Raw genomic sequence first — 15,794 nt, forward strand, 5'->3', positions numbered from 1 at the left:
TACTCCACCTCCTCTCAAGATGGATTATACTAGGTTAATTAATTAAAAAGAACAGAATTATAATTCCTCTGCCATTAGTCCTATATCCAATTTTAGTTCATTTTCATTCGTTACCTTTTCTATCGCATATTTCATTTTGTCTGAATCATTAAGAATACAGCTCAGATAAATAAATTTTTTATAGTATATCAAATACTCTTTATTACAGCCTTGTTCTTGATTGCATTGGCTAAATACATATAAGTACCTGGCATGTATCTTATATACTTGCTTCTCTTACAAACTTCTATATTCTTCTCAGCATATGATCTCGTTTAACCATAGTTCTTTAAATCAAAAGTCATTCTTACTATATTAAATAGAATCTTGGATATCAATGAATCCTAGACAATCTGATATCTCGTTACGTTTCTTTCAAGTTCCAACCATATCTCTAAAGATTTTAATCCATTTTTATTATATGCTTCATTTATTGCTATAGCATTAATAATATTTAGATCAATTTCATCACAGATTCTGCTGTTCATATACCCTATGATATCTGTAATACTACTACACTCTAAAGAATCTAGAAGTAGTTTTTTTGACTTATCATAATCGCCTTGATAAATACCACGAAGAAAGTAAAGTTTCATAAATTTAAGAAAAGTGGACAACTAGCTTGACAAATTCCGTTCATTCGAGTACTGAATAATTTTTGCATCACCTACTATAGTGTAACTTTCAAAATTATATCAAGTTGGCAAGTATGATAAAAAGAAGAAACTTTCCTGTTCAATCTCCGGAATACTTTGATTTAAGACAAAAATTTATATCAATAAATTCACTTATATAAGATTTCTATACTCCTGTCTACTATCTACAACAGCATATATTGTTACTACCTTGTTTGTATGATCAACTTTATAAAATGCCAAATGCTTTTCCACAATCAATACTCTATATCCGAGTTTACGCAATATCGCATATCTCGGAGTACTTCCGGATTCTGAGCATTCAGAAAGTCGTATCATTGCTTTCTCAAGTTTATCAAGATAATTTAGTGCTACGTCTACACTTCCGGAATCATCTGCAATATAATAAATCAAATCTCTTAATTGGTTATCTGCTTTTTCAGTTCGGACTATTTGATACATATCAGTCCTCCCTATTTAGTAAGGTGCTTCGAATATCATCAAAGGTTTTTTGAAGTGATTCAACCCTTCCATACTTCACGTCTTCTTCTGCTTCTGCTAATGTACGCAGCAATTCCAATTCCGATGTCATTTGCTTGTATTCCTGCAAGCCTATTACAGCTGTATCTCCTCTGCCGTTCTTCGTTATGATTACTGGCTTTCTTGTCTCATGACATTGCTTAGATATTTCATTGTAATGATTTCTAAGGTCCGCTGATGGACGAATATCTATTTCCATATATTTCACCCTCTCTTATTAAGATAGTCATATTATATCATCTAACTACTATGCTAGCAATTACAAACTTTAGCCATTTCTCTTAACAACGTAATCCATAAGTTTTATACTAGCATCCCTTATTTTACTAAGAGATTGTATAATACCTGTGCCATTTCTGCTCGGTTTGTCGTATCTGTCGGAGAAAGCTTACCATTATGCCCACTGACGATTTCCGTTCCTACAAATAATGTCATGGCGTCTTCTGCCCAACTTGCTATCAGGTTTGCATCGATGTAATCCATTATTTGATTTCCTTCAACCTCTGTGGGAAGTTCACCAATGACCCCTAAGGTATTGTAGAGCAGGGTGAACATTTCCTGTCTGGTGATTTCCTGATTCGGTACAAACAGATTATCACCGATGCCCTTTGTGATACCAAGGGCTTTGGCCTTAGACAGGTAACCAGTATAATATGTATCTCCTGCATCCGCAAAGTTATCTGCCCCGCTTTCATCCGCTTCTATACCGTATGCCCGCATTAACATAGTAATGAATTGGCCTCTTGTTAATTTGGCATTAGGGCTATAGTGGGTTGCATCTGTACCTGTTGTTATGTTTCTTGCTGCAATGAAAGTGACTGCTTGACGATACCACGATGATTCTACCACATCACTAAAGCTCACTTTGTTATAGCCAATCATATACTCAGAAAAATGGTTGGTGGTAAAAACAACAGTACCGCTTGCTGCATCATATTTACCATTAACAGGATTGAGCTTGCCTTCACGATCGATGTAATAAACAACGATGGCATCGTCATCTTCCCCAGCTTCCGGTGTATAAGGAATACTAATAGTAGCCCTACCGTTACCAAATTGGGATATATTAGAGCTTCCGGCTGATACTGATAAATCATAAACCGGCCTATTACCAACCGCTTGCTGCATTTCACCAGAAAGCGTGCTTGTCTCTACCCTAGCCATACTAATTGTGATGTTGCCTGTTCCGGCCGCACCGCTAATCGTATTAACCGCCTCTGCATCAAAAGTTATACTTCCAAGACCTGTAGTGACTTTAACATCTGCCTTTGTATCATTCACTACTTTGTCAAAGGCTGTTCTATCTATCACTACTTCAACTGTTTTTGCATTGACACTCGCTTCAACTTTGATTTCTATCACTGCCTTCTGTCCAGCAGTTTCACTTGCCTTCGCCTTGTCAGTCAGGGATGTCATTTCACTTGCCCCTACGTCTGCCGTAGCAGTTCCGGTAGCCGCATTGGTTTGAGCTGTAAATGTAGTTGTGTCCACATCTGCAGATGGTACTGTCGGGCGTGTTGATCCTGAATTGTTGCCAGTGCTGATTAATGTCCATTGTGCATAGACGGTCATATCTTCTGTTACAGTAGTCGTCGGTGTAAATGTCGCACCGCTACCACCCGCTACGGTATTCCACCCGCTAAAAGTATAGCCTGTTCTCACTGGGGCTGTGGGTAAAGTGCTTACATTACCACCTAAGACTACTAACTTGCTTGTCGGACTTGCATCCGAAGTACCACCATTTTTATCAAAGGTAACCGTATTAGCAAGCACAGGATAGTCATTATTTACACTCGGTACGATTGTCCATGTGCTCGTCGTTTGCTCACTCTTATTTGCATTCAGTAACATGGCAAAATCATTGTTCTTCATGGCATCTGATGTTTTAGATATCACTGAAGCTTCATTTGGCCCCATACCTATACCTACTTTAACATCCACTGCAATTCCAGCCACAATCTGACTTGCATCACTATTCCAATAGCCATAAGATAAAATATTGCTGACAAAATCCTCGGCATCATATCCTATAAAACCGCCAACGATAGCACTATTCCCACCTGTTAAATTCCCAGTAGCATAGTTATTTGTGAACACACTTTCATAAGCATATCCTGCCAAACCCCCAACCGCGGCCTCAATACCACCTGTTACATCCACAGTGGCATAGCCATCCAAAATTGTGCACGCGTATAAATTCGCCACAAGACCACCAACATAAGTATAATTACCACTTGATATCATACCGGATGTATGGCTGTTTATTATATTACTATAATCGGCATATCCAACAAGACTACCTATATCGGCATATACTGCTGATGAATATATCGAAACATCCTCTAACCAAACATTACTAATTGTAGAACCCGAAATACCTCCGAATAGACCTGCATATACCAGCTCTGTATTCGGCATATCAAGTGTTCCCATTGTAAGATTGGTGATTTTTTTATTATTACCATCAAAATTCCCTCTAAAAAATACATAATCGCTTCCAATAGGAAACCAGTCATGCCCCGAAAGGTCTATATCCGTAACACTGTCAGCAATTTTGATGCTATAGCCTGAAAAGTCATTGCCATTATTAACCTGCTTGGCCACCCAGGCTAGTTCGGCAGCATTATCAATTGTATATGTGTCGGTATCTTCATCCAGGTCCGGATCCATTGTGGCCACATTACCAGCATCTGTCCAGTAATTTGTCCACCTTGCGTATAAGGTAACATTCGTATTGTCAAAATGGTAATAGTCGGCTTCAGCAAATTTATTTCCATCTTCATCCACCCAGCCTCCAAAATTGAGGTTTCCATTTGTAAGACCACTACCGGATGCCAATAAACATGGTTCGCCTTGTGCATATGCGTTACTATCTATTGGAGTCGTTCCTGTTCCTCCATTAACATCATAAGTGACAGTATAGGTTGGTTTCCACTTTGCATAGAAGTTAATATTTGTGCTTCCAATATAATAAGTACCACCTGGTTGAAAAACTGTCCCACTTCCGCCACTGTTAAGCGTCCAACCCTCAAATCTAAAATTCTCTTTCGTAAGCCCACTGCCGGATGCCAATGTAACAAAACTACCCGGCGTATAAGCATTACTATCTATGGGTTCAGTCCCCACACCTGTATTTGCATGATACGTTACAGTGTAGCTAGGGTTCCACTTCGCATAAAACTCAGTATCCCCACTGCCCATTGTATACGTTGCGCCAGCAGCATAAACCGTACCGCTTCCGTCACTCGAGAGCGTCCAGCCGCCAAATATATAGTTGGCCTTCGTCAGTCCACTACCAGATGGCAATGTGACCAAACCATCTTCTTCATAGGTGTTGATGTCAACAGGTGCATCCCCTAATCCTCCATTCGTATTATAGAGTACTGAATACGTTGGTTTTGGTGCCCACTGTGCATAGAGTGTCGTATCTTCTGTTATGTTCGTTGTAAAATCAAAGAATGAACCGCTTCCATCACTGGATAGCGTCCAACCCGTAAAATTAAAATGGGCCCGTGTTGGATCCGTCATCGTCGCCATCACTGAAATACCTTCAGCTATATGCATGACTTTATAATCCGTATCTAAACTCCTAAAAGTAACTGTATGGGTGGTAGCAGGCGTCGTAAAATATAGACCTTCAAGATAGGGATACCCATCATTGAGATCGTAAACAGACGTCCAATCCCTTAATGCTCCGTTATTCGCACTTAGCAGATCAGCAAAAGCCACATCCGTCATTTCATCCCATGATTTTGCTGTTGAATCGTCGGTTGCACGTCCTATTCCAAGCTTTGAATCCATATTACGTGCTACACCGCCTACTGTCTGTGTTACATCCTTATTCCAATAGGTATTTGTAATTATGGTTGCGACAGTGGTCCCCCTATAGCCAATCAATCCACCAGCAGATTGGTTAATAACATTGGTTTGTGATGTATTAATATCACCCGAGGCATAGCAGTTGGTAACGCTGCTTAAACCGCTATACAAACTCATCCCAATAAGTCCCCCAACCGTATTTGAGGATGTTACGTTTCCACTTGCAAAAGAGTTGGTGATATTACCAGCTCTCCCAAAGCCTACCAAACCACCTGCACAATCACCACCATATACTTCCCCTATGGCAAAGCAGCTTTCTATGTTGTAATAGCTATGTCCAATTAGGCCACCTGCATCCGATGAACCGCCGCCTGTCACAGCACCCGTGGCATAGCTATCACTAATCGTACCTCCTCCTTCAGCAAAGCCTACCAGACCACCAACATATTTGGCACCACTTCCTGATACATTACCCGTGGCATAACTCTCTGTAATGTTGCCCCCAGTCATCAATCCTACCAAACCACCAACAGGCAGCATACTGCCACCTGCTATGATGTTGATGGACGAAGAACAGCGATCAATGTCTGAAGTGCTAAGTCCCACTATACCGCCTACACCACGGCTAGAACTAAGCGCTAAAGTACCGCTACCACTTATGATACCAGCAGCCGAGCAGTCCGATATTGTACTACTATATGCCATGCCCACGATGGCACCGGCTCTTATAAAAACGTTATCCGCAACAGAAGTATAAATAGATACATCTGTCATATTAATATCTTTTATGACGGCATCATCAGCATATCCAATGAGACCAGCCTCGGTAAGATTCGATGGCTCTGATGCTGTTCCTATAGTCATATTGGATATGGTATATCCATTACCGTCAAAGGTACCTGTTAAAGTGTGCTGTTGGAATTCACCAATAGGTACCCAAAAATGTCCCGCAAGATCAATATCACTACTCAAAATAAAAGTAGAACCGCCGCTGGCATTATAATTGTCACTATTGACCTTATTTGCCACCCATGCAAGCTCTGCTGCATTGTCAATTGTATACGTATTCGAAGCATAATCATAATCAGGATCTTCCGTTGCTACATTTTCGGCATCTGTCCAGTAACCGGTCGTTTCGGCCACCACAGGTACCGTAAATGTTATACTCAGTGTCACTGTCATTACCAAAGCCATGAAAATACTGCACATTCTTTTTAATCTCATAAAATTCTCCTTAATACTATTTTTTATAGAGCTATACAATATATATACATCCTAGCAACAAATTTATTGAACTAGGCTAATACCACAAGTGTTATTTTATATGTTATACTAAAAGAAATGGTTTTCAATGACTGTAGTCATTGTAACATCTTCGACTTTTTGTGTCAATGAAGGAGATATAATATGGATAAAAAGAAGATTAATAGCAGACAAATGAGCGCACTAGAAACAAAAAAAAGAATCTACGAAACTGCCAACCGTTTGTTTAGAGCAAAGGGCTTTCAGAGAGTAAGCGTAGATACCATAGTAGAAACAGCTAAGGTTTCTAAAGGAAGCTTCTATGTTCACTTTGAGTCAAAGGACGCTTTGCTTGTCTCTTTGATTGGTGATTACGTAAATGAGATTGATTTAGACTATAAAAAATATATTTTATCTTTAGATATGACATCAGGCTCAGATATTCTGATGTCACTGGTAGGAAAAATTGCTGATGTTCTTACCCATTCTATAGGTTATGACCATATGAATACTCTGTATAGAGTACAACTAGAAAGAACCATAAACATGGATGCTATTTCCGGTTATAATAGAGACATCTACAAAATGTTTAACGACATACTTCAAAAGGGTGTCGAGCAAGGTGAATTCGTAACAGAGATTCCTGTAGATACACTTTCGAAACACTTGATGATTGCCTTTAGAGGCCTCACCTATGAGTGGTGCATTAGGCATCCTGATTTTGACCTAAAGGAAGAAGCTCTGAAGCATTTTGAAATATTTCTGAAAGGCATTAAAAAACAAAACTAATTTCATTTCCTCTGATGAGCAACCATAAAAAATCCACCTTATAATGATTCTAAGGTGGATTGTAACTGTTCAGTCGCCCCTAATCAAAAATGAAATCCGATTGATCATTTAACGCTTGCTTCACTGCTACAAATGTGTTGATTCCATGTTTGTGTGCAGTTCCTATATAAGACATAATCTTCGCAAAAGCATCTGCACCTTCTTTGGTTCTAAAACAACCAGACACCTTAGTTTTTATTTTTATCATTCGGATGTCCCTTTCGGCTTGATTATTATTGAAAGGTACAATAAAGTTTTTTGTAAAGAGGCAGATTGATTCCTTGTATTCTGACAAACGTTCGACCAATGCACGTACTTTTCCTTGGTCTTATCAGATTTTTTCAGAAGAGAAAATCCTTTTCCTTCATGCCCAATCTGGCCGCCTTGTTTTTTACCCGAAGGTTGACGCAAACTTTTTGGAGAAGGTTTTTTCAGTTATCTATTTTCCACAGCATTTTTTATACTTTTTCCCTGATTCACAAGGACATGGTTCATTACGTCCGATTTTCTTCTCTTTCACTAGAGGTTGTTGATTGAATCCATCGTTCGCAGCAACTTTTTTTTTCGGTTTTCCTAGCCTTTCCTCTCTTGCATTGAATAATTTCTGATACAAAGCGGCATACTCCGGTACTATCGGTCTTTCATCAGTAAACTGAGACCATTTCCTAAATGCTTCTCTAGCATTAAAGGGCTCCTTATATTTTGCCGTTTCATCTTGAGAACCATTATAAAAATGGAACTTGAATTCGGACCATTGTCCATTGACTCCTGGGTCATAAAACTTCGACTTTACTGACTTTTCACCAACAGAAAGCATTGCATCAATAGGGTGCATCAATACGATACTTGAAATCCAAGTTGCAAGCTCCGGCTGTTCTTCTAGGAGTTTATCCAGATAGACTTTTAATCCTAAGGTATCTTTCAAGTCTTCAATATAATATATGGATAGCGCTCTCAAATAGGCAAGTTTCGGGAATGAACCTACATTGTCTTTATTGATAGCTTCTTCTAAATAATTCAAATCACCATCAAAACATTTATATAATACAACAGGATACTCCTCTGTAATCGTGTAGCCAACTCGTCTGTCGATTGATTCTTCTGAACAAGCCACCAGATCAATAATATCCTTGGAGGATTCTTTTCTTTCCCACTGACCTAGAATAAATGGTAGATATACAGAAAGTAATCCATTATTCTGTGCATAATTATCCGGATCACTGATGTAGAACTTCATTTCTTTCAGGATTTCTCGTTCTGTAGCTTTCTTATTATCTTCTAAAAATTTTAGATATGAAAATGGTATCTTGTCTGAATCCCTCTTAAGATAATCGATTGCATCAGATACCGTTTTACCGTCTGCTACCACATTTTCTTTTTCTGTCTCAAGAAAATGCTCAAGCTCCTTTTTCTTCATAGCAATCATCAGATCCGTCAATCGTTCAGCAATAATATCACTCTCTATTATTGATAGACGGTTATATGCTTTGTTTAATATCTTAAAAGCCTTATCAAAATCTTTATACTTGGAGTAATCCATCCAATATTCATCAGAATAACCTATGTATCCCCATACATTATCCGTATAATCGTCAATTAATTGGATAAAATGCTGTTCTCCAACTTCAGGCTGTCCAATTAAATAATATGTTTCGGCTAAAGATCTTTTAAGATTCTGCACATTTAATTCTTCTTCCTGATTCAAGCCAAGTAAAAAGTTAAGTAAGTCGATTTTCAACCTTCCAATTGTTATTTTGTATTCTTCTTCAGCGTCCAAAAGAGCATTTCTAAGGGCATCATCATAATCCTGTACCCAATTTTGTACATATTGTGTACCATTGAATATATTATCAAAGGATTTCAAATCGCATAAATGATTTTCCTCAAAATATACAGTTAATTCATCGAATGCATCTTTCCAGCATGTCACAGCCTTGTGAGAATCCCCATTCAATTCATAACCATATCCTTCTTGCATCATTATATCGAGTTTTATAAACTCCGCATTAACCGGTTCAGGTTCTATTCCAACATATTTACTGCAGTTGATTTTATATTTCATCATTCATTCTCTCCTGTAAAATCTTTACATTCTCCCTTAATTCATAAGTGAAATCCGAAAGGTCATCCATTGTTATTACACCATCGTTGATTAGGCGTATAATATCAAAGAGCATATCGCGCTTTCTTAGCTCGAGAATCACCCCTGGCTTCTTTTTATCTTGTTTGATTTTCTTTTCCAACTCCCAAAATTTTGTTGATGCAGGCAAGTCATCATTCAAAAAGGTCATATATTCTTTAATGAGCTTTTCCATGTATGACTCCTGCCATGGACCAATCTTGTCTTTAAATATTTTCCAATCTTTTTTTGAAGGTTCCATTTATATTCACTCCCTTAAAAGTAAAATCTATTTCCAAATCTTCTATTAACGCACTTATACCTTTATACTTTAACCTACGTATCCATACCTTTCAAGTTCCGTTTTAAACGCGGATCTTCGAGGATATTTTTTTCTAAAATAATCCATATACCTCTGCTTTCCGTTACATATTCCTCTTGACTCCTTAATTTCTCCAAGTGCCGCAATAAATGCCGCACACTCACTATAGTAATTTCTACGATTAGCTTCCATAATGCCTGTAACACGTTTTTCCATTATCTTTTCCAACCTCGCAATTACTTTTTCGGCATATACATCATCAATTGAAACTGATTCTTTCCTCCTTGTATAGTGGCCTGTAAAATCGTTCAGTTCTCATGAGGATACTTTTTCTTATACCGATAAATATCATTAGCTGTGCTCTTAATAATAGTAACGATTAGGTTCTTTGTTTTGTTATAGTTTATCTCCTCAATCTTCTCAATATAATCTGCACACTTTAATATGGCTGATTTAATGGGTTCAAGCTTAAATGGGATGCTTGACACACTCGGATTTTTAACTTGAAGGTAAATGATTAATTTATTCTGAAGCCACCCTTTGCTAAATTGTAATCTACCAAGATAATCTTGTCATCTATTAAGGCGAGATTCTTTAGTTCATCTGTAAAACCTGATTTTGAAAAAAGTATATAATATTTATCTCTTACTTCTTCCTTAATAGCCATACTCTTATCTTGTAACTGCTTTAAAACAGGGACACCTAGCTTTTCATTTCTCCACTTGCATTCACCAAATATAAAGTTATGGCTTATATCATAACCAACAATATCTATTTCCTTATTCTTATCCCACCATCTACCTATTCTAATTAGCCTTAATGGAATTTCCTTTCTTTGGTTAATGTTTCTTACATGTGCTATTGCTATTTTTTCGAATTCATAACCTATAAAATCCATTAATTGTTTTTCAATAATATCTTCATATATGATATCAATATTTCCATCCATTAGTTCAGATACATGTGGATATACAAATCGATAATAGAACCTAAAAAAACTGTTATCGAGCATATATAATCCTACTCTTGATTTCACCATTTCCTTAGTTTTAATCGTACTAGGGAATTCTTTTCTAATAATCCCCAAATCAATGAGGCTATTTAGATAATATGTCAACTTTGTTTTTTCAACACCTGACAATTGGACTATTTCATTTTGTTTTGTACGGCCTAATGCTATCGCCGTAATAATTGTATTATAAACACTAACTTCCCGAAGTTCTTGCTTCAATAGAAATTCAACTTCATTAAATAATACTGACCCATTTTGTAAAATACTTGTTATAATATTTTCTTTTAGTGACTTTTTTCTATTGATACGACTGAGATAATAAGGCACGCCACTAAACACACTATAGAAAGCTACTTGCTCATGAAAATCAATATTAGGATAAAACCCTAGGGAAGATTCAAAATCCATTTCTGTAATTTTTAAGACACCTGTTGTTCTTCCATAAAGAGGATTTTTCTCACTTAACAATTCATTCTTCATAAAACTTATGGATGACCCACATAAAATGATTAATATATTCTTCTTTGACAGACTATGATCCCAGATTGATTGAAGTACTGAAGGTATACTTGAATTTCCCTCTACCATATAAGGAAATTCATCAAAAATAATCACAGTTTTTTCTTCCTCAATTAGATTCTCACTTATATAAGAAAACACTTGCTCCCACTGATTAAAAGAATCACTATAAATCTTTTTGGTAAAATGCTCTGTCATAACATTAGTAACTCTATTAAGTTGCATAAAGTCAGTTATTTGATGACCTGAATAGAATACATGCTTTTTGTCTTTAACAAATTCTCTCAAAATCTCAGTTTTACCAATACGTCTTCTACCGTATAAAACAATAAATTCAGCATTAGGACTTGAGTATTTGGTATTTAAATAATCTAATTCATTTTTCCTTCCAACAAACATGGTTTTCTTCCTCTCAGTCTATAATAAATTCATGTTAACATATCCAAAGAAGATAGTCAAGTTTAGTATGGTTACGACTATACTAAACTTGACTATCCTCTTTGGATAGGGCATCTATTCCGCTCATATCATTTGCTTGTGAGTAAATACGCTTCACCATTAACCACTTAATACAGCAACGATCGGTATATCAGCAGGTGCAAATCTATATCTCATTAATTCATTTGTATCGACCCACAGCACTTGGTCATGATCTATCGAATAGTTCTTCTCTGGTATCTCACCAATAATCGAACAAGCATATCCATATAGATGAATGGTTCCAAATGCATAGGTATATTCAGATTCTTTAACGAATGAACCCACTTCAACATGAAGTCCCAACTCTTCATTGATCTCTCTAATAAGAGCTACTTCATGAGATTCTCCATCATCTACTTTTCCACCTGGGAATTCAAAATACCCAGCTAGAGCCTTGCCTTCTCGACGTCTAGCGATAAGTATCTGATTATCTTTATTTCTAATTATGGCTGCTACAACATGGATGGACATAAGCTCTCCTTAGGATATTAACATAAAATCAATTGGCAAGGTTAAGATTCTCTTCAAGAAATCTTGCAGGCATTGGCACTTCAAGCTCCCATACAAAACTAACAGGTCTCGAACCCGTGTGACTTACATATTTGGCTTTGCCCATGAATAAAAATGGACTGGCATGACCATCTCTTATCTTATATTCTCTAACAAAGAGTAAGACATCATTTCCTAATTTCTCATGATGGATATAGCGATATGTTGTAGGACTTGTATCCGATGTTTTATTCTGGCTCTGCCAATGAAATCTAGATTCATTCATAGGGTAGTCTTCATACATAGTCGCTTCAGAGAAATCCTTGTCACTCTTATTCAAGGTAATAAAGAACACATCTGTCTGACTTTCTTTGATATATAGGACACCTTCTCTAAATGAAGGCATACTATGATCATCATAGTAGCCAAGTCCAGCTAATATCTGATTGGTCGTATAGGTGCAGTGTACATCTAAAGGGCTATCCATTCTCGTCCTTTGATGACTCTCAACAAAATTCAAATGTTCATAATTATATTCTAAGATCTCAATGATTTCATTTCTTAGCTCTACAATTTCCCTTATAAGTTGCATCCCTTCAAGCATAGATCCCGTCTCGGACGTATCCGGTTTTTTGTCATAGAAACTGTAATAATATATAGCTAATATTTTAGAATCCGTAAATCCTTGGATTTCACCTTTAAAGTAAGCAAGCCCTTGTTCTATGATGGTTCTACTATTGAGATAAAAAAGATTCTTTAACTTACGAATGATCTTAATGTTATAGCTTGGTACAACTTTTGTATTAAAAGCTTCACAATGAAGGGTATGTAGACTTCGATTGCATTGTCGCCCATAAAAATCTACAAGATCTATATGATAATAATCCAAGAACCTTCTTAATGTCAGTGGTAATCCTGTTTCTGTTTTAAAAGATCTGACTCGGCTTATCAGAGAAGACTTGTTAATGATGGCATTTTTTATATTCGTTAATATATAGTCTTTGGCTAACTTCTCCATCTTAATATGACAGCCTCTTGGTAAACTTAAGGTCTCATCTTCAATCGTTTGCCTAACCGGTCTTTTTGATTTGTGCAGCAAGGCTCTAAACCTTTGTTCATAGTTATATTTCTCATGGGCTCTACCAACATAATCCAGTACCGTTAGACAATCTTTGTTCTCGGCATGCCTAAGTCCTCTACCTAATTGTTGTAAAAATACAGTCAGACTCTGGGTTGGTCGAAGAAATAAGACTGTATTCACATCACAAATATCAACACCTTCATTGTAGACATCCACTGTAAAGATCATTTTGATATCGCCACGTATAAGACGTTGTTTAGCCTCAAATCTTTCGTCATGATCTGTTTTACCTATGATTGCCAATGCCGGTATGTTCATCTCACAAAAAGACTTCGCCATGTACTGAGCATGTTCTACACTAACACAAAAGCCTAGTCCCTTAAGTTCCTCCATATCCGTCAGATAACGCTCCATACTGTTTATAACCGTTCTTAACCGTTGTTCATGATTAAGAATGTATAAGTCTGATAGATCTTTATCCTGGTAGCCTGCTTTGGTCCATTTAAGCGTTGACAGATCCACGTCATCTGTTATACAAAAATAGTGAAATGGCGCTAACAGTTTATGATCAATGGCTTCCGGCAATCTCATTTCTGATGCGATGCGATCATCAAAGTGTTCAAGAATATTCTTACCATCCATTCTCTCTGGCGTTGCCGTTAACCCTAGTAGTATCTGAGGTTTATAATACTCAAGTAGGTTCATATAGGAATTAGCCGCAGCATGATGAAATTCATCCACAATAATAAAATCATAATGATCGGGTGTCGTCTTGTTCATAAATTCATTACTGTTAAAGGAATTAATCATAACAAATAGATGATTGATACTATCTGGCTTAGAATGTCCAGACAGTATTTCTCCAAAATTGGGCTCTTTTAATATACCTCTAAAGGTTGCTTGTGCTTGATTAAGAATCTCTTCCCTGTGAGCAACAAACAACAACTTCGCATTCGGATTGTTATTATAGAATCTTTTAAAATCAAAAGCCGCAATAACCGTTTTACCAACACCTGTAGCTGCAACCAGTAAGTTTTTCATTCTACCAAAGATCTCTCGCTCAGCTCTAAGTTGCTCAAGAATATCTTCCTGGTAAGCATAAGGCCTAATATCAAAAAGAGGTATGGACGTAACCCGATCCAGATCGTAAGCACCTTGACGTTCAAATAATATGGCTGTTCTTAACTTCTCTCGGTTTGACTCATTTTGGTAATTATAGGATTCAAAATCGAAGCGGTTCCAATAACTTTCAAAAGTGGCTTGAAACTTTTTTACAACTTCAAAAGAATCTTTCTCACTGACTTTAAGATTCCATTCAAGGCCACTGGTCATTGCTACTTTTGACATATTAGAAGATCCTATATAAGCTGTTGTAAAACCAGTGTCTCTATGGAACATATAGGACTTAGCGTGAAGCCTTGTATGCTTCGTATCATATGAGATCTTGATTTCGACGCCAGGAATCTGTGCCAATTTCTCAATAGCACCTGCATCTGTAGCACCAATGTAGCAAGTTGTAATGATTCTAACCTTGCGACCTGGAACTTTGGTGAATGCTTTGAGCTCATCATAAATCAGCCTCAGACCACTCCACTTCACAAAAGAAATGAGCATGTCGATACGATCTGACGATTGAATCTCTTTGTTCAGTTCAGATATAAGATCCGGTTCTTTGGTTGATCCAGTAAAAAGTGAACTGCTTGCAATAGAAGTGACCGGCCTTACTGGTACCAGTTTGTCATTAACCGCATAGGCACTGTTTAGTTTAGAATAGATCGATAATAATAATTCGGAGGTCTCTGAAACCTTATATGTATTAAATGTATCTTCTTCAAGATTCTCTGACAGCAGTTGTATCAACCTATTACATAACTCAATCTGATAGACCATATCGCGCTTATCTTTTCGGTCTTTTCTTTTATCTTCACGAATAAAGATCAAGGCTTTTCGAACCACTTCTTCAATATATTTGGACAATATTAAATAGGCTTCACCTTCATCAAGTGGTTGCCTCTCAACCTTATCCCCTATTGCTTCAAGCTCTGATATTTTTTGTTTGATTTCGTCGTTGATGAGTTGCTCATAGATGCCTGTTTGCATGGTTGTCTCCCCCGTTATGTATCTTTTTATATTTGCTTAAGATTTATATTCTTATTTAGAAAGTAATTTATCCAAAGCATTACGTTCTTTAGAATATTTCTTAGCTAAATATTCTCATTATTTTTTTCACCTAAGTCATTGATAGCGTCTTGCACCTGTTTAATAAGTTCATCTTTATCAGGGATATAGTAAACATATTTCGATGCAAAAATCTGGTTTTCAAGCCCACCAAGAGCATATTCTGCAACAATTTCCGAAGTATCAGCACAAAGAATTATACCTATCGGTTTATCATCACCATCATCATTTACCTCATTGGCATAATAATTAACATACATGTTCATTTGACCAATATTTTCTGGTTTAAGGCTCCCCATCTTCAAATCTATCAAGACATATGCCTTTAATATTTTATTGTAAAAAACCATATCCACATAGTAATGCGTATTTCCCAAGGTAATTCTCTGTTGTGAGCCTACAAACATAAATCCACGTCCCAATTCAAGAAGGAATTTTTCGATTTTTACAATCAATATCTTTTCCAAATCTTTTTCAAGCATCGGTTTATT

At 36.8% G+C, this 15,794-nt stretch carries 11 protein-coding genes and 3 pseudogenes; 1 reads left to right on the forward strand and 13 read right to left on the reverse strand.

Features of this window, described 5'->3' with window-relative positions; all coding sequences use genetic code 11:
* Positions 1-383: 383 nt before the first annotated feature.
* The 4 genes from AC6F8J_RS02625 to AC6F8J_RS02640 all read right to left on the reverse strand — a co-directional run bounded on the left by AC6F8J_RS02625 (position 384) and on the right by AC6F8J_RS02640 (position 6,257).
* Positions 384-635, reverse strand: coding sequence for a hypothetical protein (locus tag AC6F8J_RS02625; protein ID WP_500720756.1), 252 nt, complete (start codon positions 633-635; stop codon positions 384-386).
* Positions 636-827: 192 nt separating this feature from the next.
* Positions 828-1,136, reverse strand: coding sequence for a type II toxin-antitoxin system RelE/ParE family toxin (locus tag AC6F8J_RS02630; protein WP_500720758.1), 309 nt, complete (start codon positions 1,134-1,136; stop codon positions 828-830).
* A gap of 1 nt (position 1,137) precedes the next feature.
* A complete protein-coding gene (locus tag AC6F8J_RS02635; protein WP_500720760.1) occupies positions 1,138-1,413 on the reverse strand; it encodes a type II toxin-antitoxin system prevent-host-death family antitoxin in 276 nt (91 codons plus the stop codon).
* Positions 1,414-1,532: 119 nt separating this feature from the next.
* The gene (locus AC6F8J_RS02640; RefSeq protein ID WP_500720762.1) at positions 1,533-6,257 is read right to left on the reverse strand and encodes an InlB B-repeat-containing protein; all 4,725 of its coding nucleotides are present in this window, start codon (positions 6,255-6,257) and stop codon (positions 1,533-1,535) included.
* A 183-nt stretch (positions 6,258-6,440) separates the two neighbouring features.
* On the opposite strand from AC6F8J_RS02640, the gene AC6F8J_RS02645 reads away from it, so the two are divergent.
* Complete coding sequence (locus tag AC6F8J_RS02645; RefSeq protein WP_500720764.1) at positions 6,441-7,064, forward strand: TetR family transcriptional regulator; 624 nt, start codon at positions 6,441-6,443, stop codon at positions 7,062-7,064.
* 79 nt (positions 7,065-7,143) lie between these two features.
* Here AC6F8J_RS02645 and AC6F8J_RS02650 read toward each other — a convergent pair.
* The 9 genes and pseudogenes from AC6F8J_RS02650 to AC6F8J_RS02690 all read right to left on the reverse strand — a co-directional run.
* Positions 7,144-7,416 (reverse strand): annotated as a pseudogene (locus AC6F8J_RS02650) (IS66 family transposase); the annotation flags it as partial.
* 126 nt (positions 7,417-7,542) lie between these two features.
* Positions 7,543-7,620, reverse strand: a pseudogene (locus AC6F8J_RS02655) (SEC-C metal-binding domain-containing protein); the annotation flags it as partial.
* A gap of 375 nt (positions 7,621-7,995) precedes the next feature.
* Positions 7,996-9,168: pseudogene (locus AC6F8J_RS02660) on the reverse strand (DUF1186 domain-containing protein); the annotation flags it as partial.
* The gene (locus AC6F8J_RS02665) at positions 9,155-9,484 is read right to left on the reverse strand and encodes a hypothetical protein (RefSeq protein WP_500720766.1); all 330 of its coding nucleotides are present in this window, start codon (positions 9,482-9,484) and stop codon (positions 9,155-9,157) included. The pseudogene AC6F8J_RS02660 and the gene AC6F8J_RS02665, both read right to left, overlap by 14 nt.
* Before the next feature lie 69 nt (positions 9,485-9,553).
* Complete coding sequence (locus AC6F8J_RS02670; protein WP_500720768.1) at positions 9,554-9,760, reverse strand: hypothetical protein; 207 nt, start codon at positions 9,758-9,760, stop codon at positions 9,554-9,556.
* A gap of 301 nt (positions 9,761-10,061) precedes the next feature.
* Positions 10,062-11,474: an ATP-binding protein gene (locus AC6F8J_RS02675; RefSeq protein ID WP_500720770.1), complete on the reverse strand. Its 1,413-nt coding sequence runs from the start codon at positions 11,472-11,474 to the stop codon at positions 10,062-10,064.
* 159 nt (positions 11,475-11,633) lie between these two features.
* Positions 11,634-12,026 (reverse strand): NUDIX domain-containing protein, encoded by a 393-nt coding sequence (locus AC6F8J_RS02680; protein WP_500720772.1) that lies wholly within the window; start codon positions 12,024-12,026, stop codon positions 11,634-11,636.
* A 28-nt stretch (positions 12,027-12,054) separates the two neighbouring features.
* Positions 12,055-15,225: a DUF3427 domain-containing protein gene (locus AC6F8J_RS02685; RefSeq protein WP_500720774.1), complete on the reverse strand. Its 3,171-nt coding sequence runs from the start codon at positions 15,223-15,225 to the stop codon at positions 12,055-12,057.
* A gap of 104 nt (positions 15,226-15,329) precedes the next feature.
* Positions 15,330-15,794 (reverse strand): PDDEXK nuclease domain-containing protein (locus AC6F8J_RS02690; RefSeq protein WP_500720776.1); only part of this gene is annotated, 465 nt, incomplete at its 5' end.

Source organism: Petrocella sp., assembly GCF_059865615.1.

Bases quoted from the DNA above. Each gene is read 5' to 3' on its own strand.
- AC6F8J_RS02680 (WP_500720772.1), bottom strand. From the start codon at position 12,026: ATGTCCATCCATGTTGTAGCAGCCATAATTAGAAATAAAGATAATCAG.
- AC6F8J_RS02685 (WP_500720774.1), bottom strand. From the start codon at position 15,225: ATGCAAACAGGCATCTATGAGCAACTCATCAACGACGAAATCAAACAA.
- AC6F8J_RS02630 (WP_500720758.1), bottom strand. From the start codon at position 1,136: ATGTATCAAATAGTCCGAACTGAAAAAGCAGATAACCAATTAAGAGAT.
- AC6F8J_RS02640 (WP_500720762.1), bottom strand. From the start codon at position 6,257: ATGAGATTAAAAAGAATGTGCAGTATTTTCATGGCTTTGGTAATGACA.
- AC6F8J_RS02645 (WP_500720764.1), top strand. From the start codon at position 6,441: ATGGATAAAAAGAAGATTAATAGCAGACAAATGAGCGCACTAGAAACA.
- AC6F8J_RS02670 (WP_500720768.1), bottom strand. From the start codon at position 9,760: ATGGAAAAACGTGTTACAGGCATTATGGAAGCTAATCGTAGAAATTAC.
- AC6F8J_RS02625 (WP_500720756.1), bottom strand. From the start codon at position 635: ATGAAACTTTACTTTCTTCGTGGTATTTATCAAGGCGATTATGATAAG.
- AC6F8J_RS02675 (WP_500720770.1), bottom strand. From the start codon at position 11,474: ATGTTTGTTGGAAGGAAAAATGAATTAGATTATTTAAATACCAAATAC.
- AC6F8J_RS02635 (WP_500720760.1), bottom strand. From the start codon at position 1,413: ATGGAAATAGATATTCGTCCATCAGCGGACCTTAGAAATCATTACAAT.
- AC6F8J_RS02665 (WP_500720766.1), bottom strand. From the start codon at position 9,484: ATGGAACCTTCAAAAAAAGATTGGAAAATATTTAAAGACAAGATTGGT.